Source organism: Caldimonas thermodepolymerans (genome assembly GCF_015476235.1).
In the GTDB taxonomy this organism is placed as follows: domain Bacteria; phylum Pseudomonadota; class Gammaproteobacteria; order Burkholderiales; family Burkholderiaceae_C; genus Caldimonas; species Caldimonas thermodepolymerans.
The window spans coordinates 124025-143611 of sequence record NZ_CP064338.1; the positions used below are offsets into that span (position 1 = coordinate 124025).

Sequence of the window (19587 nt, forward strand, 5' to 3'; positions counted from 1 at the left end):
GCCGCCGCACCCTGCATGCCGCCTGGCCCCCCGTGCCCCCGCACGGGCGGCCAGGCGGTCGCGCATGCGCACGCCGCGGCGCCGGGCCGGCGCTCAGGTCGCGAGCAGCTGCCCGTCCAGGAAGGCCTTGATCTCGCCCGGCGCGAACGGCACCCAGGTCTCGTTCGCGGTCAGCGGCTCGGTCACGATCACCGCGACCCGGTCCTGCGGCGTGGTGACCTCGGCGAAGTTCACCGTCATGTCCTCGTCCTGCAGGCGTGCCGTGCTGAACGGGTGCTGGCGCACCAGGTAGTGCAGCCGTGTCGAGCAGTGCGCCCACAGCGCGTGCCCGTTGCTGAGCATGAAGTTGAAGGTGCCGTGCTTCGAGACCACCGGCACCAGCTCGCGCAGCGTCTCGGTCAGCTGCTCGGGCGTGGGCACCGAGGCGTGGTTCTTGGCCAGCTCCTGCATCAGCCAGCAGAACGCCAGCTCGCTGTCGGTGTCGCCCACCGGGCGGAACGCGGCGTGCAGCCGCGGCGAGAAGCCCTTGAGGTCGCCGTTGTGCGCGAACACCCAGTAGCGACCCCACAGCTCGCGCACGAACGGGTGGCAGTTCTCCAGCGCGACCCGGCCCTGCGTGGCCTTGCGGATGTGGGCGATGACGTTGGTGCTCTTGATCGGGTAGCGGCGCACCAGCTCGGCCACCGGCGAGTGCAGCGCGGCCTGGTGATCGACGAACAGCCGCACGCCGGCGCCTTCGAAGAACGCGATGCCGAAGCCGTCGGCATGCTCCTGCGAGCGGTGCGCGAACCCCGTGAAGCTGAACACGATGTCCGTCGGGGTGTTGCAGTTCATGCCGAGCAGCTGGCACATGGCGGGCGGAAACGGGAAGTCGCAGGAAGGCGTCCGATCCTACCGCGCGCCGGCGGCAAATGAAAAAGGCGGGCACCGGGCCCGCCTTGCATGCGGTGCGATCGCCGCTCAGCGCTGCGCCGCCTTGACCTTCAGGCGCCAGGCATGCAGCAGCGGCTCGGTATAGCCGCTCGGCTGCTCGACGCCCTTGAACACCAGGTCGCGCGCGGCCTGGTAGGCGAACGAGGTGTCGAAGTGGCCCGCCATCGGACGGTAGTTCGGGTCGCCGGCGTTCTGCTGGTCCACCACCGCGGCCATGCGCTGGAAGGTCGCCTCGACCTGCTCCCTGGTCACCACGCCGTGCAGCAGCCAGTTGGCCACGTGCTGGCTGGAGATGCGCAGCGTCGCGCGGTCTTCCATCAGGCCGACGTTGTGGATGTCCGGCACCTTGGAGCAGCCGATGCCCTGGTCGATCCAGCGCACCACGTAGCCCAGGATGCCCTGGATGTTGTTGTCCAGTTCCTGCTGCTTCTCGGCCTCGCTCCAGTTGGCCTGCTCGGCCACCGGCACGGTCAGCAGGTCGGTCAGCAGCGCGTCGCGCTCGGCGTTCGCGTCGGTCTTCTCCAGCTCCTGCTGGATCGCGAACACGTCGACCTGGTGGTAGTGCAGCGCGTGCAGCGTCGCGGCGGTCGGCGAGGGCACCCAGGCGGTGTTGGCGCCGGCCTTGGGGTGCGCGATCTTCTGCTGCAGCATCGCGGCCATCAGGTCCGGCATGGCCCACATGCCCTTGCCGATCTGCGCCCGGCCGCGCAGGCCCATCGCCAGGCCCACCAGCACGTTGCTGCGCTCGTAGGCGGCGATCCACTTGGTCGACTTCATGTCGTTCTTGCGGATCATCGGGCCGGCGTGCATCGCGGTGTGCATCTCGTCGCCGGTGCGGTCCAGGAAGCCGGTGTTGATGAAGGCCACGCGGCTCTTCGCCGCGGCGATGCAGGCCTGCAGGTTGACGCTGGTGCGGCGCTCCTCGTCCATGATGCCCAGCTTCACGGTGCTGTCGGGCAGGCCCAGCATCTGCTCGACGCGGCCGAACAGCTCGTTGGCGAAGGCCACCTCGGCCGGGCCGTGCATCTTGGGCTTGACGATGTAGACGCTGCCGGTGCGCGAGTTGCGCAGCCCGCCCTGGCGCTTGAGGTCGACCAGCGCGATGGTGGTCGTGATGACCGCGTCCATGATCCCTTCCGGGATCTCCTTGCCGCCGTCGTACAGGATGGCCGGGTTGGTCATCAGGTGGCCGACGTTGCGCACGAACAGCAGCGAGCGGCCGTGCAGCACCACCGGCTTGCCGTTGGCGCCGGTGTACTCGCGGTCGGGGTTCATGCGCCGCGTGAAGGTCCTGCCGTTCTTCGTGACCTCCTCGGTCAGCGTGCCCTGCAGGATGCCCAGCCAGTTGCGGTAGGCCTGGGTCTTGTCCTCGGCGTCCACTGCGGCCACCGAGTCCTCCAGGTCCAGGATGGTCGACAGCGCCGCTTCCAGCACCACGTCGGCCACGCCGGCGGCATCGGTCTTGCCGATCGGCGAGTTGCGGTCGATGCGCACGTCGATGTGCAGCCCGTTGTGCCGGAGCAGCACCGACGACGGCGCCGCCGCGTCGCCCTGGTAGCCGACGAACTGCGCCGGGTCCTTCAGGCCCGCGGTCGCGCCGTTCTTCAGCGCGACCACCAGGCGGCCGTTGTCGACCTGGTAGGCGGTGGCGTCCTTGTGCGAGGCGCCGGCCAGCGGGGCGGACTGGTCGAGGAAGTTGCGCGCGAACTCGATCACCTTGGCGCCGCGCGCCGGGTTGTAGCCGCTGCCCTTCTCGCAGCCGTCGCTCTCGGGGATCGCGTCGGTGCCGTACAGCGCGTCGTACAGCGAACCCCAGCGCGCGTTGGCCGCGTTGAGCGCGTAGCGGGCGTTGAGGATCGGCACCACCAGCTGCGGGCCGGCCTGCTGGGCGAGCTCGGCATCGACGTTCTCGGTGGTGGCCTTCACGCCCTGCGGCGCCGGCACCAGGTAGCCGATCTTCTCGAGGAAGGCGCGGTAGGCCGCCATGTCACGGATCGGGCCGGGGTGGGACTTGTGCCAGGCGTCGATCTCGGCTTGCAGGCGGTCGCGCTCGGCCAGCAGCGCGGCGTTCTTCGGGGCCAGGTCGTGCACGATGGCATCGAAGCCCGACCAGAACGCGGCGCTGTCCACGCCGGTGGCGGGCAGCACCTCGTCTTCGATGAAGCGGTACAGCTCGGTGGCGACTTCGAGCCGGTGGACGGTCGTACGTGCGGTCATGGTCGGGTCCTCTCGAGGGTCTGTGGACAATGAAAAGGGAAACGGGTCAGGCGGCGGCCACGCGGTGGAAGTAGTACGCGGTCAGGAACACGCCGACGGCGATCACCAGCCGGCGCAGCCACTGCGCGGGCACCTTGCGCGCCATGCTGGCGCCCCAGTAGCCGCCCACCGTCGCGGTGGCGATCATCAGCAGCGTGTGCGGCCAGCTGACCGCCCCGGCGACGATGAAGGTCACGACAGTGACGCTGTAGATCACCGCCGACAGCAGGTTCTTGATCGCGTTGATCTCCTGCACGTCGTCGTGGCCGGAGATCGCCAGGCTGGCCATCATCAGGATGCCCATGCCGGCGCCGAAGAAGCCGCCGTAGACGGACACCAGCAGCTGGGTCAGCCAGCCGGCCGGCGAGCCGCCCTCGTGCGCGCTGCGCCGGCGCGTGCGCCAGCGCGCCAGCAGCGCCGACAGCTGCGGGCTGAACGCGAACAGCAGCGTCGCAAAGCCCAGCAGCCAGGGGATCAGCCGGGCGAACTGGCCGTCCTGGGTCTGCAGCAGCAGCAGCCCGCCGGCGACGCCGCCGACCAGCGAGGCGATGCCCATCGGCACCAGGTAGCGCGCCAGCGGCGCCAGCTCGCGCTTGTAGGCCCAGGCACCCGACAGGCTGCCCGGCCACAGCGAGACGGAGTTGCTCGCGTTGGCCACCACCGGCGGCACGCCCACCGCCAGCAGCGCGGGGAACGAGAAGAAGGTGCCGCCGCCGGCCACCGAGTTCACCGCGCCGGCCACGAAGGCGCCGACGCCGATCAGCAGGGCATCGAACAGCGTCATGCCGCACCTCCGGTGCCGCCGCGCAGCAGCGGCAGCAGCTCGTGCAGGCTGCGCCCCTCGTGGGTGGGGCGGGTGCCCAGCGGCTCGGCCGGCAGCCCGGCGCGATTGAGCCAGAAGGTCGTGAAGCCGAACCAGGTCGCGCCGATCGCGTCCCAGCCGTTGCTGGAGACGAACAGCACCTGCTTCGCGCTGGCGTCCGGCCGGCGGCGGCGCACGGCGTCCAGTCCCAGCTGGTAGACGCGCGGGTCGGGCTTGAAGCAGCGCACCGGCTCCACGCTGATCACCTCGTCCAGCAGGCCCTGCAGCCCGGCGCTCTTGACCGCCACCTCCAGCATCGCCGGGTCGCCGTTGCTCAGGATCCCGGTGGGCAGCCCGAGCGCACGGATCTGCGCCAGCACCTCGTGGTTCTCGGGGAAGGCGCTCAGGTGCCGGTACTGGTTCATCAGGCGTTCTTCATGCGCCGGCGGCAGCTCCAGCCCGAGCAGCGCGCACGCCTGGCGCAGCCCGGCGCGGGTCAGGTCCCAGAACGGGCGGTAGCGGCGTCCGGCCGGGTCGGCCATGCTGACCAGGCGGGAGTACTCGATCTGCTTGTCGCGCCACAGGCGGGCCAGCGTCTCTCCGCGGCCCGGGTACAGCTGCTCGGCCAGCAGGGCGACGCTGTAGACGTCGAACAGCGTCCCGTAGGCGTCGAACAGCACGGCATGGACGGGGGGCATCGTCATGCCCGCACTTTATTCGGAACCGACGCATCGATTCATGCCACCAGACGGGGATCATTTTTTACTTTTCTGCAGGTAATCACCCCGCCCGGCCGTCCTCGGGCGGGCGCCGGCTGGCTTGAGCAGCCGCGAGATTCGATATCCAACCCGCTGCAAAACCTGACAGCTTCGATTGAGTTTTGACTTCCGTTCGCGTAATCTCGCCGCCCTGTGGACAAGTTCAGGCAGATCCAGTCGTTCGTGGCGGTGGCGCAAAAGGGCAGTCTGACGGCTGCCGCCAAGGCGGAGGGCGTCGCGCCTGCGGTCATCGGTCGTCGCATCGATGCGCTCGAGGCCCGGCTGGGCGTCAAGCTGCTGTTGCGCACCACCCGGCGCATCACGCTCACCCATGAAGGCGCGGCCTTCCTGGAGGATTGCCAGCGGGTGCTCATCGACCTCGCCAACGCCGAGGCCAGCGTGTCCGAAGGCGGGGTCAAGGCCAGCGGCCACCTGCGCGTCACCGCGCCGGCAGGCTTCGGGCGCCGCCACGTGGCGCCGCTGGTGCCCCGCTTCCTGTCCCTGCACCCGGACGTGTCGTTCTCGCTCAACCTGAGCGACCGGGTGGTGGACATCGTCAACGAGGGCTTCGATTGTGCCGTGCGCGTCGGCGACCTGCCGGACTCCAGCCTGGTCAGCGTGCGCCTGGCAGACAACCGCCGGCTGTGCGTGGCTGCGCCGGACTACCTGCGCCGCCGCGGCACGCCGCGCCACCCGTCGGAGCTGAACCAGCACGACTGCCTGACGCTGAGCTCCGACGCCAGCCAGGCGCGCGGCTGGGCCTTCGTGATCGACGGCGAGCTGACCTACCTGCGCCCGCCGGCGCGCCTGGACTGCTCGGACGGCCAGGTGCTGCACGACTGGTGCCTGGAAGGCCTGGGCATCGCCTGGCGCTCGACCTGGGAAGTGGGCGAGGCGATCCGGGACGGACGCCTGGTCAGCGTGCTGGACGACTACGCCGCGCCGCCCAACGGCATCTACGCGGTGTTCCCGCAGCGCCGGCACCTGCCGTTGCGGGTGCGGCTGTGGATCGACTACCTCAAGCACACCTACGGCGACCTGCACTACTGGAGCCGGCGCGTGCCGCTGCAGGCGGTGGCCTGAGCGGCGGCACCCCCAACGGAGGGGCCCGGGCGCGCTTGTCAGTGTGGCCGGCCTGGGCCCACAATGGCCCGCTTTCGCAACCCCTGCGGGGAGGACCCTGCCATGCTTGCAGAAGCCCTGCTGGCCTACGCGCACCTCCTGGCCATCCTGTCGCTGGTGGTGTTCCTGACCAGCGAGGCCGCGCTGTGCCGTCCCGAGTGGATCAATGCCGCCGTGGTGCGGCGGCTGGCGCGCGTGGACTTCATCTACATGCTGACCGCCATCGCGGTGCTCGCCACGGGGCTGGCGCGCACCTGGTGGGGCGCCAAGGGCATGGGCTGGTACTGGAGCCAGCCGCTGCTGCACCTGAAGGTCACGCTGTTCGTCGTGATCGGGCTGATGTCGATCCGCCCGACCCGGGCCTTCCTGCGCTGGCGCAAGGCGGTGGAGGCGGGCGGCGCCCTGCCGCCCGAGGACGAAGTGCGCCAGGTGCGCCGCTGGGTGATGGTGCAGGCGCACCTGATGCTGCTGATTCCGTTGGCCGCCACGCTGCTCGCGCGTGGCGTGTGGACCAAGTGATTGCCGACCCGTCCCGAAAGGAGTACCGATGACCGTCGTTCGCCCCCGCCTGTCCCTGGCCCTGTGGCTGGCCTGCGCCTGTGCCGCGGTGCAGGCCCAGGACCTCGTCAAGCGCAAGCCGGGCCTGTGGGAGGTGCAGACCCGGCAAAGCGGCGAGGCCGCCGGCCAGAAGCTGCCCTCGCAGGCCGAGATGCAGGCCATGCTGGCCCGGCTGCCGGCCGCACAGCGCGCGCAGATGGAGAAGATGATGCGCGAGCAGGGCGTCGGGCTGACCGACAGGCCCGACGTGATGCGCTACTGCCTGTCGCCGGAGATGGCCGCGCGCGACATCACCGCGCAACCGTCCGACCCGAACATGAAGTGCGAGCACAAGCTGACCCCGGTGTCGGCCACCGAGGTGAAGTTCAGCTTCACCTGCACCAGCCCGCACGGCAACAGCCGCGGCGACGGCCGGGCCTGGGACATCACGCCCGAGGCCTACCGGACCTCGATGACCATGCAGGGCACGATGAACGGCCAGCCGATGAGCATGAAGATGGACCAGACCGCGAAGTGGCTGGGCTCGGACTGCCGCGGCATCAAGCCGCTGCCGAACTGAGGCCCGCGGCGGCCACGGTGAAAAAAGGCCGGCGTGCTGCCGGCCTTCCCGTCGGGCGACGCCTGCGCCTCAGCCGAGCTTCTGCTTCAGCAGCGCGTTGACCTGCGCCGGGTTGGCCTTGCCCTTGGTGGCCTTCATGCACTGGCCGACCAGCGCGTTGAAGGCCTTCTCCTTGCCGGCGCGGTACTCCTCGACCGACCTGGCGTTGGCGGCGATCACCTCGTCGATGATCTTCTCCAGCTCGCCGGTGTCGGACATCTGCTTCAGGCCCTTGGCCTCGATGACCGCATCGACGTCGCTGCCCTCGCCGCTCCACAGTGCCTCGAACACCTGCTTGGCGCCGTTGTTCGAGATCGTGCCGTCGGCGATGCGCCCGATCAGCTTCGCCAGCGTCTCGGGGCCCACCGGGGCCGACTCGATGGTCCGGCCCTCGGCATTGAGCCGGCGCGAGACCTCGCCCATCAGCCAGTTGGCCACCAGCTTGGGCGCCGCACCGGCGCGCTTGGCCGCCTCGTAGTAGTTCGCGAACGCCAGGCTCTGCGTCATCATCGTGGCGTCGTAGGCGGGCAGCCCGTCCTCGCGCTGGAAGCGCTCGGCCATCGCGCCGGGCAGCTCGGGCATGCCGGCCTGCACGCGCTCGACCCATTCCGGCGCGATCACCAGCGGTGGCAGGTCGGGGTCGGGGAAGTAGCGGTAGTCGTGCGCGTCTTCCTTGGTGCGCATCGCCCGCGTCTCGCCGGTGTCGGGGTTGAACAGCACCGTGGCCTGCTCGATCGCCAGGCCGTCCTCGAGCTGGTCGATCTGCCAGTTCACCTCGTAGTCGATGGCCTGCTGCAGGAAGCGGAAGCTGTTGAGGTTCTTGATCTCGCGGCGCGTGCCGAACGGCTCGCCGGGGCGGCGCACCGACACGTTGGCGTCGCAGCGGAAGCTGCCTTCCTGCATGTTGCCGTCGCACACGCCCAGCCACACCACCAGCGCGTGCAGCGCCTTGGCGTATTCCACCGCCTCGGCCGAGGAGCGCATGTCGGGCTCGGAGACGATCTCCAGCAGCGGCGTGCCGGCGCGGTTCAGGTCGATGCCGGTCTGGCCGTGGTAGTCCTCGTGCAGCGACTTGCCGGCGTCTTCCTCCAGGTGCGCGCGGGTCAGCCGCACCGTGTGCTTCTCGTCGCCGACGTAGAACTCCACCGTGCCGCCCTGCACCACCGGGATCTCGTACTGGCTGATCTGGTAGCCCTTGGGCAGGTCGGGATAGAAGTAGTTCTTGCGCGCGAAGATCGACAGCGGCGCGATGCGGGCGCCGACCGCCAGGCCGAACAGGATGGCACGCTCGACCGCGGCCTTGTTCAGCACCGGCAGCGTGCCGGGCAGCGCCAGGTCCACCGCGCAGGCCTGGGTGTTGGGTTCGGCGCCGAAGCGCGTGCTGGCGCCGGAAAAGATCTTCGACTGCGTGGACAGTTGCGCGTGGGTCTCGAGGCCGATCACCACCTCGTAGCCGCGCACCAGTTTGCTCTTGCTGCTCATCGTCTCAATACCCTTGCGGTGCGCGTGCATGGAAATCGGTCGCCTGCTGGAAGGCGTGCGCGGCGTGCAGCAGCGCGCCTTCCTGCCAGTAGTTGCCGATCAGCTGTAGGCCCACCGGCAGGCCGCCCTCGCCGAAGCCCGCCGGCACGCTCATGCCGGGCAGGCCGGCCAGGCTCGCGGGCAGCGTGAAGATGTCAGCCAGGTACTCCTGCACCGGGTCGGTCTGGCTGCCGATCGGGCGTGCCACGGTGGGCGTCACCGGGCCGGCGACCAGGTCGCACTGCGCGAAGGCGGCCTGGAAGTCGTCGGCGATCATGCGGCGCAGCTTCTGCGCCTGCAGGTAGTAGGCGTCGTAGTAGCCGTGCGAGAGCACGTAGGTGCCGATCATGATGCGCCGCTTGACCTCGGGGCCGAAGCCTTCCGCCCGGGTCTTGCAGTACATGTCGAGCAGGTCCTTGTACTCCCTGGCGCGGTGGCCGTAGCGCACGCCGTCGTAGCGGCTGAGGTTCGAGCTGGCCTCGGCCGGGGCGATGATGTAGTAGACCGGGATCGACAGCTCGGTGCGCGGCAGCGACACGTCCACCAGCGTCGCGCCCAGCTTCTCGAACTCGGCCAGCGCCGCGCGCACCGCCTGGGCGACGTCGGGCGCCACGCCCTCGCCGAAGAACTCCTTCGGCAGGCCGATGCGCAGGCCCTTGAGCGGCTGGCCGGCCGTCGCGCCCTCGCGCGGGGTGCGCAGCGCGGTCACGTAGTCGTCCACCGGGCGCTCGGCCGAGGTCGCGTCGCGCGGATCGAAGCCGCTCATCGCCTGCAGCAGCAGCGCGCAGTCCTCGGCGGTGCGCGCCATCGGGCCGGCCTGGTCCAGGCTGGAGGCGAAGGCGATCATCCCGTAGCGCGAGCAGCGGCCGTAGGTCGGCTTGATGCCGGTGACGTTGCACAGCGCGGCCGGCTGGCGCACCGAGCCGCCGGTGTCGGTGCCGGTGGCCGCCGGCACCAGCCCCGCGGCCACGGCCGCGGCCGAGCCGCCCGAGGAGCCGCCGGTGATGCGGGCGGTGTCCCAGGGGTTGCGCGCCGGGCCGAAGGCGGAGTTCTCGTTGCTGCCGCCCATCGCGAACTCGTCGCAGTTGAGCTTGCCCAGCGTCACGGTGCCGGCGGCGGCCAGCTTCTCGACCACGGTGGCGTCGAACGGGCTGCGGTAGCCGGCCAGCATCTTCGAGGCCGCGGTGCTGGGGAAGTCGCGCGTGACGAAGATGTCCTTGTGCGCCAGCGGCACGCCCAGCAGCGGGGTGGCCTCGCCGGCCGCGCGCCGGGCGTCGGCCGCCTCGGCCTGCTTCAGCGCAACCGCCTCGTCGGTGCACAGGAAGGCGCCAAGTTGTTGATGTTCGGCAACGCGTGCAAGAAAGTGCTTCGCGAGTTCGACGCTCGAGACGGCCTTGGCCTCGAGCTGGCGGCCCAGTTCGGCCACCGTCATGCGGTGCAGTTCCATCGCCCGGCCTCCTTACTCGATGACCTTGGGCACCAGGAACAGCCCGTCCGCGACGGCCGGGGCGCTGCGCTGGTTGGCCTCGCGCTGGTCGTCTTCCGTGACCACGTCCTCGCGCAGGCGCAGGGCCACGTCCTGCACGGCCGACAGCGGGGTGTACAGGGGCTCGACACCGCTGGTGTCGACCGCGCGCATCTGTTCGACGATGGAGAAAAAGCCGTTGAGCTGCTGCAGCATCGCGGCCCGTTCGTCCTCGCTCAGCTCCAGCCGGGCGAGAAGGGCGATGCGGCTGACGTCATCTGAAGTCAGGGCCATGTAAATAAGTTGGATCTTGTGGGCTTCCCGCAGGGAAAAGCGCGGGGTTGATCAGGTATTATCGCCCGTTATCCACAGCCGGCCCGATAGCTGAGCGCCGGGGGTCCGGAGAGCTCCCGCGCTTTGGGCAACCCGTGCCGGCTTCGTGCTGAAAAGCGCAAAAGGGCGCCTGGGATGCGCCCCCGAGCGGTTCCGGAGAAACCCCCGAAAAACACCAGGTCGCCCTGCTGCCACGCCAGTTGCTCACAGCCCGGGTCGGCCTTCTCGACACTCAACATGTTCGAATCCATTCGTCGCTACTTCTCGACGGACCTCGCCATCGACCTCGGCACCGCCAACACCCTGATCTACGTGCGCGGCAAGGGCATCGTCCTGGACGAGCCCTCGGTGGTCGCGATCCGTCATGAAGGCGGGCCCAACGGCAAGAAGACCATCCAGGCGGTCGGCGCCGAGGCCAAGGCCATGCTGGGCAAGGTGCCCGGCAACATCGAGGCCATCCGCCCGATGAAGGACGGCGTGATCGCCGACTTCACCGTCACCGAGCAGATGCTCAAGCAGTTCATCAAGATGGTGCATCCGCGCTCGGTGCTCAAGCCCAGCCCGCGGATCATCATCTGCGTGCCCTGCGGCTCGACCCAGGTCGAGCGCCGCGCGATCCGTGAGTCGGCGCTGGGTGCCGGCGCCTCCGAGGTCTACCTGATCGAGGAGCCGATGGCCGCGGCGATCGGCGCCGGCCTGCCGGTGTCGGAGGCCTCCGGCTCGATGGTGGTGGACATCGGCGGCGGCACCACCGAGGTCGGCGTGATCTCGCTGGGCGGCATGGTCTACAAGGGCAGCGTGCGTGTCGGCGGCGACAAGTTCGACGAGGCCATCATCAACTACATCCGCCGCAACTACGGCATGCTGATCGGCGAGCCCACCGCCGAGGCGATCAAGAAGGAAATCGGCTCGGCCTTCCCCGGCTCCGAGGTCAAGGAGATGGAGGTCAAGGGCCGCAACCTCTCCGAAGGCGTGCCGCGCAGCTTCACGATCAGCTCCAACGAGATCCTCGAGGCGCTGACCGATCCGCTGAACCAGATCGTCTCCAGCGTGAAGAATGCCCTGGAACAGACCCCGCCCGAACTGGGCGCGGACATCGCCGAACGCGGCATGATGCTCACGGGCGGCGGGGCGTTGCTGCGCGACCTGGACCGCCTGCTCGCCGAGGAGACCGGCCTGCCGGTGCTGGTGGCCGAAGACCCGCTGACCTGCGTGGTCCGCGGCTGCGGCACGGCCCTGGAGCGCATGGAGCGCCTGGGCGCGATCTTCACCTCGGAGTGAGCTTGGGCCACCCGCAGCCTGGCCGGCCCGATGCGGCCGGCCGGCTTCGTCTGTAAAGTCCCGACATGCCGCTGGGCACCCTGGACCGGACTCCACCGCCTTTCTTCAAGCAAGGGCCGTCGGCGTTCACGCGCCTGATGATCTTCTCCGCCCTGGCGGTCTTCCTGATGGTGGCCGACACGCGGCTGCACATCACCCAGCCCCTGCGGGCCGTGATCGCCACCGTGCTGCACCCGATCCAGCGCGCCCTGCTGGTGCCGGTCGAGCTGGTGGCCACCGGCGGCGCCTACCTGGACGGGGTCAAGGAAGCGCGTGCCGCCGAGGAGCTGGCGCGCCGCCAGCTGGTCGAGCAGGCCGCCCGCATTGCCCGCATGGAGTTGCTCGAGCGCGAGAACGCCCAGCTGCGTGCGCTGCTGGAGCTGCGCCCGGCGGTGCAGGCCCGCACCCGTGCGGCCGAGGTGCTCTACGACGCGCCCGACCCGTTCAGCCGCCGCGTGGTGGTGGACATCGGCAGCACCCACGGCGTGGTCCTGGGCTCGCCGGTGATCGACCAGAACGGCGTGCTGGGCCAGGTCACGCGGGTGTATCCGCTCACTTCGGAAGTGACCCTGCTGACCGACCGGCAGGCGCTGATCCCGGTGCTGAACACGCGCACCCTGGTGCGCGGCGTGGCCTACGGCGACCCGGCCCATGACGCGATGGAGCTGCGCTTCATGGCCGCCAACGCCGACGTCGCCGAGGGCGACCTGCTCAGCACCTCGGGCGTGGACGGCGTCTACCCGCCGGGCCTGGCGGTCGCGCGCGTGACCAAGGTGGACCGCCGCTCCGACTCCCCCTTCGCCAAGATCACCCTGCAGCCGGTGGCCTCGCCCGGCAGCGCGCGCCACGTGCTGATCGTCGACCCGATCGGCGGCCACCTGCCGCAGCGCCCGCCCGAGGACGAGGCGCCGTCCGAGACCCGCAAGAAAGCGAGGGCCGCCCGATGATGCCGCGCGGTTCCGACCAGCTGCTGCTGCCGGTCAACCCGGTGTTCATGTGGGCCTCGCTGCTGGCGGCCTTCGCGCTGAACCTGGTGCCCGTCGGCCAGACCACCGCGGTGCCGGACCTGCTGGCGCTGGTCCTGGTGTTCTGGAACGTGCACCAGCCGCGCCGCGTCGGCGTGGGCGCCGCCTTCGCCTTCGGCCTGATGATGGACGTGCACGAAGGCGCGCTGCTCGGCCAGCACGCGCTGGCCTACACGCTGCTGTCCTATTTCGCGATCACCATCCACCGGCGCCTGCTGTGGTTCAGCGTGCTGTCGCAGGCGGTGCAGATCCTGCCGCTGTTCTTTGCCGCCCACGTGGTGTCGGTGCTGATCCGCATGATCGCCGGCGGCGTCTTCCCCGGCTGGGAACTGCTGCTCGCGCCGGTGTTCGAAGCGGTGTTGTGGCCGCTGGCGACCTGGGTGCTGCTCGCGCCGCAGCGCCGCCCGCCGGACCCCGACGCCAACCGGCCGCTGTAGCCACCGCCCGCGAGGCCCTGCCGCGCCCCCACGCGCATGACCGAACTCAAGAACGTCGAACTCGAGCTGTCGCGCTTTCGCGCGAGGGTGCTGTTCGCCGCGGCCATGGTGCTGGTGTGCTTCGGGCTGATCTTCGCGCGCCTGGCCTACCTGCAGGTGATCCGCTACGACGAGCTGTCCACGCGCGCCGAGAACAACCGCATCGCCGTGGTGCCCATCGTCCCCAACCGCGGGCTGATCGTCGACCGCAACGGCGTGGTGCTGGCCAACAACTACTCGGCCTACACGCTGGAGCTGACGCCGTCGAAGATCGCCGACCTGGACGCCACCATCGACGCCCTGTCCGAGGTGGTCGAGATCACCAACTACGACCGGCGGCGCTTCCGCCGGCTGATGGACGAGTCCAAGAGCTTCGAGTCGCTGCCGATCCGCACCCGCCTGACCGACGAGGAGGTGGCGCGCTTCTCGGTGCAAGCCTACCGCTTTCCCGGCGTGGAGATCAAGGCACGGCTGTTCCGCCACTACCCGCTCGGCGAGATCGGCAGCCACGTGATCGGCTACATCGGCCGCATCAACCAGGCCGAGAAGGAGAAGATCGAGGACTCCGAGGACGCGGCCAACTACCGCGGCACCGACTACATCGGCAAGCTGGGCATCGAGCAGAGCTACGAGCGCGAGCTGCACGGCATCACCGGCTTCGAGGAGGTGGAGACCAGCGCCGGCGGGCGCGCGGTGCGGCGGCTGCGCTCCAGCCCGGCGATCCCGGGCAACACCGTGGTGCTGTCCATCGACATCAAGCTGCAGGCGCTGGTCGAGCGGCTGTACGGCAACCGGCGCGGCGCGCTGGTGGCGATCGACCCCAAGACCGGCGAGCTGCTGGCCTTCGTCAGCAAGCCGACCTTCGACCCCAACCTGTTCGTCGAGGGCATCGACGTCGAGAACTGGCGCGCGCTCAACGAGTCGCCCGACAAGCCGCTGCTCAACCGCGCGCTGCGGGGCACCTACCCGCCCGGCTCCACGTTCAAGCCGTTCATGGCGATGGCCGCGCTCAACAGCGGCAAGCGCGGGCCGAACGAGGCCATCCTCGACACCGGGGTGTTCCTGTTCGGCAACCACCGCTTCCGCAGCCACGGCGACGTCGGGCTGGGCATGGTCGACATGCACCGCTCGATCGTCAAGTCGAGCAACGTCTACTACTACTCGCTGGCCAACGAGATGGGCGTGGACCTGATCCACGCGCAGCTCGCGCCGTTCGGCTTCGGCCAGATCACCGGCATCGACATCGAGGGCGAGGTGCGCGGCGTGCTGCCGTCCACCGAATGGAAGCGCCGTGCCTACAAGAAGCCCGAGCAGCAGCGCTGGTACGCCGGCGAGACCATCTCGCTGGGCATCGGCCAGGGCTACAACAACTTCACGATGCTGCAGCTGTCGCATGCGCTGGCCACGCTGGTCTCGGGCGGCGAGCGCCACGTGCCGCACCTGGTGCGCGAGATCCGCGACGTGGTCACGCGCGAGCGTCGCCCGGTGGGCGGCCAGCGCCTCGAGCCGCTCGACCTGAAGGCGCAGCATGTCGAGATCATCAAGCGCGCGATGCACGCGGTGACGCAGGAAGGCACCTCGACCCGCGTGTTCGCCGGTGCGCCCTACGCGAGCGGCGGCAAGACCGGCACCGCGCAGGCCGTCACGATCCGCCAGAACGAGAAGTACAACGCGGCCAAGATGGCCGAGTACCTGCGCGACCACTCGCTGTACATCGCCTTCGCCCCGGTCGATGATCCGCAGATCGCGGTCGCGCTGATCGTCGAGAACGCCGGCTTCGGCGCGCAGGCCGCCGCGCCGATCGCGCGCCGGGTGCTGGACTACTGGCTGGCCGGCATCTATCCCAGCGAGGAAGACATCCTGGCCGTGCAGAACGGCCAGGCGGCCGCCCCGATCGGCACGCCGCGGCGCGCCTCCGAGGTGCAGCTGCCCGCGCCGGTGCTGCCGGCCACCGGCAGCACCGTGCTGCCCGTCCCGGCCCAGGCCGTGCCGGCCTCCGCGGTGGCCCCCGTGTCCCTCAACCCCGAGCCCGCCCGATGAACGTCGCCTTCGAACGCCCCTCCCTGTGGCAGCGCGCCAGGCCGGTCTTCACCGGCTTCGACGGCTGGCTGGCACTGGCGGTGCTGCTGCTGTGCAGTGCCGGGCTGGTCATCATGTACTCGGCCGGCTACGACCACGGCACCCGCTTCTACGACCATGCGCGCAACATGCTGATCGCCGCGCTGGTGGTGTTCGTCGTCGCGCAGGTGTCGCCGCAGAAGCTGATGGCGATCGCCGTGCCGCTGTACGTGCTGGGCGTGGTGCTGCTGCTGGGCGTCGAGTTCTTCGGCATCACCCGCAAGGGGGCGACGCGCTGGCTCAACGTCGGCGTCACCGTGATCCAGCCCAGCGAGCTGCTCAAGTTCGCGGTGCCGCTGATGCTGGCCTGGTGGTTCCAGCGCCGCGAGGGGCAGCTGCGCACGCTGGACTTCATCGTCGCGGCGGGCATCCTGGCGCTGCCCGTGGGCCTGATCATGAAGCAGCCCGACCTGGGCACCGCGCTGCTGGTGCTGGCCGGCGGGCTGTTCGTGATCTTCTTCGCCGGCCTGTCGTGGAAGCTGATCCTCCCGGTGCTGGTCGGCGGTGCGATCGGCATCACCGCGCTGGTGCTCGCCGAGGACCGCATCTGCCAGCCCGACGTCGAATGGCCGGTGCTGCACGCCTACCAGAAGGGGCGCGTGTGCACGCTGCTCGATCCGGGCAAGGACCCGCTCGGCAAGGGCTTCCACACGCTGCAAGGCATGATCGCGATCGGCTCCGGGGGGCTGACCGGCAAGGGTTTCATGAAGGGCACGCAGACCCACCTGGAGTTCATCCCCGAGCGCACCACCGACTTCATCTTCGCCGCCTATTCCGAGGAGTTCGGGCTGGCCGGCAACGTCGCCCTGCTGCTGGGCTTCATCTTCCTGGTCTTCCGCGGGCTGGTGATCGCCACCGAGGCGCCGACGCTGTTCTCGCGCCTGCTCGCGGGGGCGGTGTCGCTGATCTTCTTCACCTATGCCTTCGTCAACATGGGCATGGTCAGCGGCATCCTGCCCGTGGTGGGCGTGCCCCTGCCCTTCATCAGCTACGGCGGCACCGCGATGGTGACGCTGGGGCTGGGCATCGGCATCCTGATGTCGATCGCCAAGAGCCGGCGACTGATGGTCTCCTGAGCGGCGCCCTGGTCACCGGGCGGCCCGGAAGGCGCAGCCTGGTCCGTTCAGGTCCAGCTGCGGGTCGTGTCCGCCGTGGCGGCGGGGGCATTGGCGCGCAACGCGGGCGCGACGCGCTCGCGCGGCGGCACGTAGTGCGCCAGCAGGCGCAGCGAGTGGGCGTCCACCTCGATCCAGCAGGCAAACAGCGGGTGGCCGCCGACCATCACCGGCGGCCCGGCGCGGTGGATGTGCAGGCCGGCGCGGCGCAGCAGGCGCTCGACGCCCAGCGGCGAGACCGTGACGAAGCGCTCCACGCCATGGCGGGCCGCGAAATGCAGCGCGGTGGCGAACACGTGCTCGGCCACCTTCAGTTCCATCTGGCGCGACAGCTGGTGGGGCGCGCCGCAGTTCATCGACGCGAAGCGCGACAGCTCCCAGATCCGTTCGTGGCGCGGCACCGGCGCGCCGTGCAGCAGCTGCGGGAACACGTCGGCCAGCAGGTAGGGGCCGGTGGTGGGCAGCAGGCGGGCGCAGCCGCAGATCGCGCCCGTCTCGTCGCGCGCGATCACGTAGCCGGTCTGCGGGCCGTCGAACTGGTCCTGCTCGCGGCCGTTCTCGGTGGGCAGGTCCCATTTCAGGGTCTCGATGAAGATACGGTGGCGGTAGACCGCCAGCTCGTCGAGCAGACTGGGGGCAAGGGTGGCTCCGGTTCCACAGATGACGTCCACAAGAGCCTCCTTCGTCAGTTACGGCAGCCGGGACGACCGATTTCAGAGCAGGGCATGGGGGGTCACAACTGTCAGGGTTGACAGAAATTCGCGCCCCGAACCGGGGATTGTCGGCTGGGGGCAACTGCGGCACTGTTCACCGCCTTGCAACGTGCTTAGCATGAAACGTCCATCCTGGCGCGACCCGGTCGCGCGGGACTACACCGACAGGCAGTTCCGTGGCGAGAAGACTCCGTAACGCGCGTGCCGGCCGCGTCCCCGCCTCGTGCGGGGCGCCCCTCGTGACCCTGCCCGGCCGGGGTCGCAGCCCCTGGTCCGGCCCCCGGCCCGGTCGCCTGTCGTTCCTGCCTGCCGTGGCCGCCGGCCCCGCCGAGGACGGCTACCTGCGCGTCACCTGGGGCGAATTGTGCGCCGCCGAGTTCGCCCACCTGTGTTCCGGCCTCGATCCGGACGAGCCCCGCCTGCCCGACAGCCTCTGGGTCGTGAGCGGCTACACCGAATGGGTCAGCGGCCCCGAGCCGCTCATCTCGCTGGGCTGGGACTGGCGCCTCAACGGCATCACCGGGGTGCTCGAGCTGGCCTCGGCCACGGTGCGCAGCAACCTGATGCTGATCGGGCAGGACCGCATCGACCTGGGCTGCCAGGTCACCGAACAGCTGCTGAGCCGGCGCCTGAGCCGCATGGACTGGCAGCCGGTGGTGGCCTCGGCGGTGGGCCTGCGGCAGTAGGCGCGGCCGCGCGCGCACGCTCAGAGCAGGCCGAGCACCGCGGCGCGCAGCACCGCCGCGGTCTTGTTGCTCGCGCCCAGCTTGAGCATCGCGTTGTTGATGTGGAAGTTGACCGTGCGCTCGGAGATGCCGAGGATGTCCGCGACGTCGTTGGAGGTCTTGCCGTCGCCGGTCCAGCGCAGCACCTCGGCCTCGCGGTCGGACAGGCGCACGTCGATCTCGGGCATCAGCTTGCTGGCCAGCCACTGCGTCATGCCCAGGTGGGCGACCTCGGTCAGCCAGTACATCTGGGCGCGGCGGGCGGCCAGCTCGCTGCGGGTGATCTCGTCCTTGGAGCGCGACAGCGTCAGCAGGCTGGACAGCCCCTGGTGGTCGCGCATCGGCAGCGCCAGCCCCACCTTGAGGCCGTGGGCGTGCGCGTCTTCCCAGAACTCCAGCGTCGAGGCCGGCATGCACTCCGACCACAGCACCGGCCCGGCCGAGCGGGCGGCGCGCCGCACCGTCGGGTCGATGGCCAGATAACCCATCTCCTGGTAGCGCTTCTGCCAGGCCTCGGGATAGTTGTTGAACATCGTCACCCGCGGGTTGGACAGCGGCAGCGCCACCTTCATCCCGTAGGCGCAGTACTCGAAGCCCAGGTCCCGCGCGGCTTCCGACAGGCGCGCGAACAGCTCCTTCTCGGACGAGGCCGTCAGCAAGGACTGGATGTCTTCCTCCTGCCACGCCTTCATAGGGCCTCCTCTGCCACCGATGCAACTCCCAGGGCCATCGCGTACTGTCTTTGCAGGATCGGAGTGTAGAGGCTCACCTTTCGCGCAGCATCCGCGGCAACGCTGAAAGGTCGAATTATGTCGGGATGCTGCGGGTTGTACGTGCCTGTGACAGGAAAAAGCCGGACGGCCGGCGGGCCTGTCCGGCCGGGCGGCGGCGCGTGCCGGCACCCGGCCGCCGTCCCGCATCCGGCCGTCCTGGAAGTGGGCACTAGCGTCGGGTGAGGTGCCGGTGCAGCGCGTGCGCCGTCAGGGCGGTGCCGAGCGCCGCCAGCAGGGCCGCCAGCGCCGCCAGCAGCGCGCCGCGGGGCAGCAGCAGGTGCAGCACGATGAAGAAGGCGGCAAAGCCGAACATCCCCCGCACGAAGCCGGCCAGCAGGGCTGCCGTCGCCGCGGCACCGTAGCGCGGCAGCGTGAAGCAGGGCAGCACGTTCCCGGCAATGGGAACGGCCAGCAGCAGCCCGCTGACCATGGGCGGCAGCGCATCGGCCCCCAGCATGACGGCCGCGGCCATGGCCACCGCCACCGCGACGCGCCACGCCAGCTCGCTGCGCGGGATGGCCACCGGCCCGCCCGGGGCCAGCCGGGTGCCGGCGCGGCGTGCGCAGAGCTGCAGCGCCTTGAGCCCGGCCAGCGGCGCGGCCACCGCCAGCGCGTAGGTGCCGGCCGCAGGCAGGGGCAGTTGCCCCAGTGCCCAGCCGCCGCCGACGATGGTGGCGTTGGCCGCGACCAGCCCGGCCCACCATGGCAGGCCCGAGACGGCGCACAGCCCGAACACGACCAGGTGCGCAATCGTGGCCGGCAGGCACACCAGCGTGGCCAGCGCGATCGGCCCGGCCTGCGCCGGCTGCTGCGCCAGCACGAACAGCATGATGGGGGCGGCGATCACCGGCATCCCGGCCAGCGTCCCGGCCACGCCGTGGCCGTAGCGCCGGGCGGCCAGCGTGGCCAGCAGCACCGAGGCGACGACCAGTCCCAGCTTCAGCGCCAGCACGGGGCCTCCGGGGCATCGTCGCGG

19 protein-coding genes are annotated in these 19587 nt (G+C 70.2%); 9 read left to right on the plus strand and 10 right to left on the minus strand.

The features are described 5' to 3' along the window. Nucleotides 1–93 precede the first annotated feature (93 nt). The 4 genes from IS481_RS00640 to IS481_RS00655 all read right to left on the minus strand — a co-directional run bounded on the left by IS481_RS00640 (nucleotide 94) and on the right by IS481_RS00655 (nucleotide 4689). A complete protein-coding gene (locus tag IS481_RS00640) occupies nucleotides 94–852 on the minus strand; it encodes a class II glutamine amidotransferase (protein ID WP_104357354.1) in 759 nt (252 codons plus the stop codon). 108 nt (nucleotides 853–960) lie between these two features. Next, nucleotides 961–3150 (minus strand): malate synthase G, encoded by a 2190-nt coding sequence (locus IS481_RS00645; protein ID WP_104357355.1) that lies wholly within the window; start codon nucleotides 3148–3150, stop codon nucleotides 961–963. A gap of 46 nt (nucleotides 3151–3196) precedes the next feature. Then, nucleotides 3197–3973 carry a sulfite exporter TauE/SafE family protein gene (locus tag IS481_RS00650; protein WP_104357356.1) on the minus strand — a complete coding sequence of 259 codons (777 nt, stop codon included), beginning with the start codon at nucleotides 3971–3973 and terminating at the stop codon, nucleotides 3197–3199. Beyond that, nucleotides 3970–4689, minus strand: coding sequence for a haloacid dehalogenase type II (locus tag IS481_RS00655; RefSeq protein ID WP_104357481.1), 720 nt, complete (start codon nucleotides 4687–4689; stop codon nucleotides 3970–3972). The genes IS481_RS00650 and IS481_RS00655 overlap by 4 nt, the downstream gene beginning before the upstream one ends. 213 nt (nucleotides 4690–4902) lie before the next feature. Between IS481_RS00655 and IS481_RS00660 the strand changes: the two genes are divergently transcribed. From IS481_RS00660 to IS481_RS00670, 3 genes are all read left to right on the plus strand, one after another. Beyond that, the gene (locus IS481_RS00660) at nucleotides 4903–5832 is read left to right on the plus strand and encodes a LysR family transcriptional regulator (protein ID WP_104357357.1); all 930 of its coding nucleotides are present in this window, start codon (nucleotides 4903–4905) and stop codon (nucleotides 5830–5832) included. Between the two features lie 102 nt (nucleotides 5833–5934). Next, the gene (locus tag IS481_RS00665) at nucleotides 5935–6390 is read left to right on the plus strand and encodes a DUF2214 family protein (protein ID WP_104357358.1); all 456 of its coding nucleotides are present in this window, start codon (nucleotides 5935–5937) and stop codon (nucleotides 6388–6390) included. A 28-nt stretch (nucleotides 6391–6418) separates the two neighbouring features. Next, nucleotides 6419–6988, plus strand: coding sequence for a DUF3617 domain-containing protein (locus IS481_RS00670; RefSeq protein ID WP_104357359.1), 570 nt, complete (start codon nucleotides 6419–6421; stop codon nucleotides 6986–6988). A 69-nt stretch (nucleotides 6989–7057) separates the two neighbouring features. Here IS481_RS00670 and gatB read toward each other — a convergent pair whose 3' ends face one another. From gatB to gatC, 3 genes are read right to left on the minus strand one after another with little or no spacing between them, the layout of a single operon-like run. Beyond that, a complete protein-coding gene (gene gatB, locus IS481_RS00675; RefSeq protein ID WP_104357360.1) occupies nucleotides 7058–8509 on the minus strand; it encodes an Asp-tRNA(Asn)/Glu-tRNA(Gln) amidotransferase subunit GatB in 1452 nt (483 codons plus the stop codon). 4 nt (nucleotides 8510–8513) lie between these two features. Then, nucleotides 8514–9995 carry an Asp-tRNA(Asn)/Glu-tRNA(Gln) amidotransferase subunit GatA gene (gene gatA / locus IS481_RS00680; RefSeq protein ID WP_104357361.1) on the minus strand — a complete coding sequence of 494 codons (1482 nt, stop codon included), beginning with the start codon at nucleotides 9993–9995 and terminating at the stop codon, nucleotides 8514–8516. Nucleotides 9996–10007: 12 nt separating this feature from the next. Continuing rightward, nucleotides 10008–10307, minus strand: a complete 300-nt coding sequence (gatC, locus tag IS481_RS00685; protein ID WP_104357362.1) for an Asp-tRNA(Asn)/Glu-tRNA(Gln) amidotransferase subunit GatC — start codon at nucleotides 10305–10307, stop codon at nucleotides 10008–10010. Between the two features lie 276 nt (nucleotides 10308–10583). On the opposite strand from gatC, the gene IS481_RS00690 reads away from it, so the two are divergent. The 5 genes from IS481_RS00690 (at nucleotide 10584) to rodA (ending at nucleotide 16361) form a co-directional block, all read left to right on the plus strand. Beyond that, on the plus strand, nucleotides 10584–11627 hold the full coding sequence (locus IS481_RS00690) for a rod shape-determining protein (RefSeq protein WP_104357363.1): 1044 nt from the start codon (nucleotides 10584–10586) through the stop codon (nucleotides 11625–11627). A 65-nt stretch (nucleotides 11628–11692) separates the two neighbouring features. After that, on the plus strand, nucleotides 11693–12613 hold the full coding sequence (mreC, locus tag IS481_RS00695; RefSeq protein ID WP_104357364.1) for a rod shape-determining protein MreC: 921 nt from the start codon (nucleotides 11693–11695) through the stop codon (nucleotides 12611–12613). Then, nucleotides 12610–13128 carry a rod shape-determining protein MreD gene (gene mreD / locus IS481_RS00700; RefSeq protein WP_104357365.1) on the plus strand — a complete coding sequence of 173 codons (519 nt, stop codon included), beginning with the start codon at nucleotides 12610–12612 and terminating at the stop codon, nucleotides 13126–13128. The genes mreC and mreD overlap by 4 nt, the downstream gene beginning before the upstream one ends. Nucleotides 13129–13164: 36 nt before the next feature. After that, nucleotides 13165–15207 (plus strand): penicillin-binding protein 2, encoded by a 2043-nt coding sequence (mrdA, locus tag IS481_RS00705; protein ID WP_104357366.1) that lies wholly within the window; start codon nucleotides 13165–13167, stop codon nucleotides 15205–15207. After that, nucleotides 15204–16361, plus strand: a complete 1158-nt coding sequence (gene rodA, locus IS481_RS00710; protein WP_104357367.1) for a rod shape-determining protein RodA — start codon at nucleotides 15204–15206, stop codon at nucleotides 16359–16361. The genes mrdA and rodA overlap by 4 nt, the downstream gene beginning before the upstream one ends. 47 nt (nucleotides 16362–16408) lie before the next feature. Here rodA and IS481_RS00715 read toward each other — a convergent pair whose 3' ends face one another. Further along, nucleotides 16409–17071 (minus strand): acyl-homoserine-lactone synthase, encoded by a 663-nt coding sequence (locus IS481_RS00715; RefSeq protein WP_194963323.1) that lies wholly within the window; start codon nucleotides 17069–17071, stop codon nucleotides 16409–16411. Between the two features lie 281 nt (nucleotides 17072–17352). Between IS481_RS00715 and IS481_RS00720 the strand changes: the two genes are divergently transcribed. Beyond that, nucleotides 17353–17799 (plus strand): DUF4902 domain-containing protein, encoded by a 447-nt coding sequence (locus IS481_RS00720; protein WP_170067455.1) that lies wholly within the window; start codon nucleotides 17353–17355, stop codon nucleotides 17797–17799. 20 nt (nucleotides 17800–17819) lie between these two features. Here the strand turns inward: IS481_RS00720 and IS481_RS00725 are convergent, their stop codons facing one another. Both IS481_RS00725 and IS481_RS00730 read right to left on the minus strand, forming a co-directional pair. Further along, nucleotides 17820–18530 (minus strand): autoinducer binding domain-containing protein, encoded by a 711-nt coding sequence (locus IS481_RS00725; RefSeq protein WP_104357369.1) that lies wholly within the window; start codon nucleotides 18528–18530, stop codon nucleotides 17820–17822. Nucleotides 18531–18780: 250 nt separating this feature from the next. Then, a complete protein-coding gene (locus IS481_RS00730; protein ID WP_104357370.1) occupies nucleotides 18781–19563 on the minus strand; it encodes a hypothetical protein in 783 nt (260 codons plus the stop codon). Nucleotides 19564–19587 lie beyond the last annotated feature (24 nt).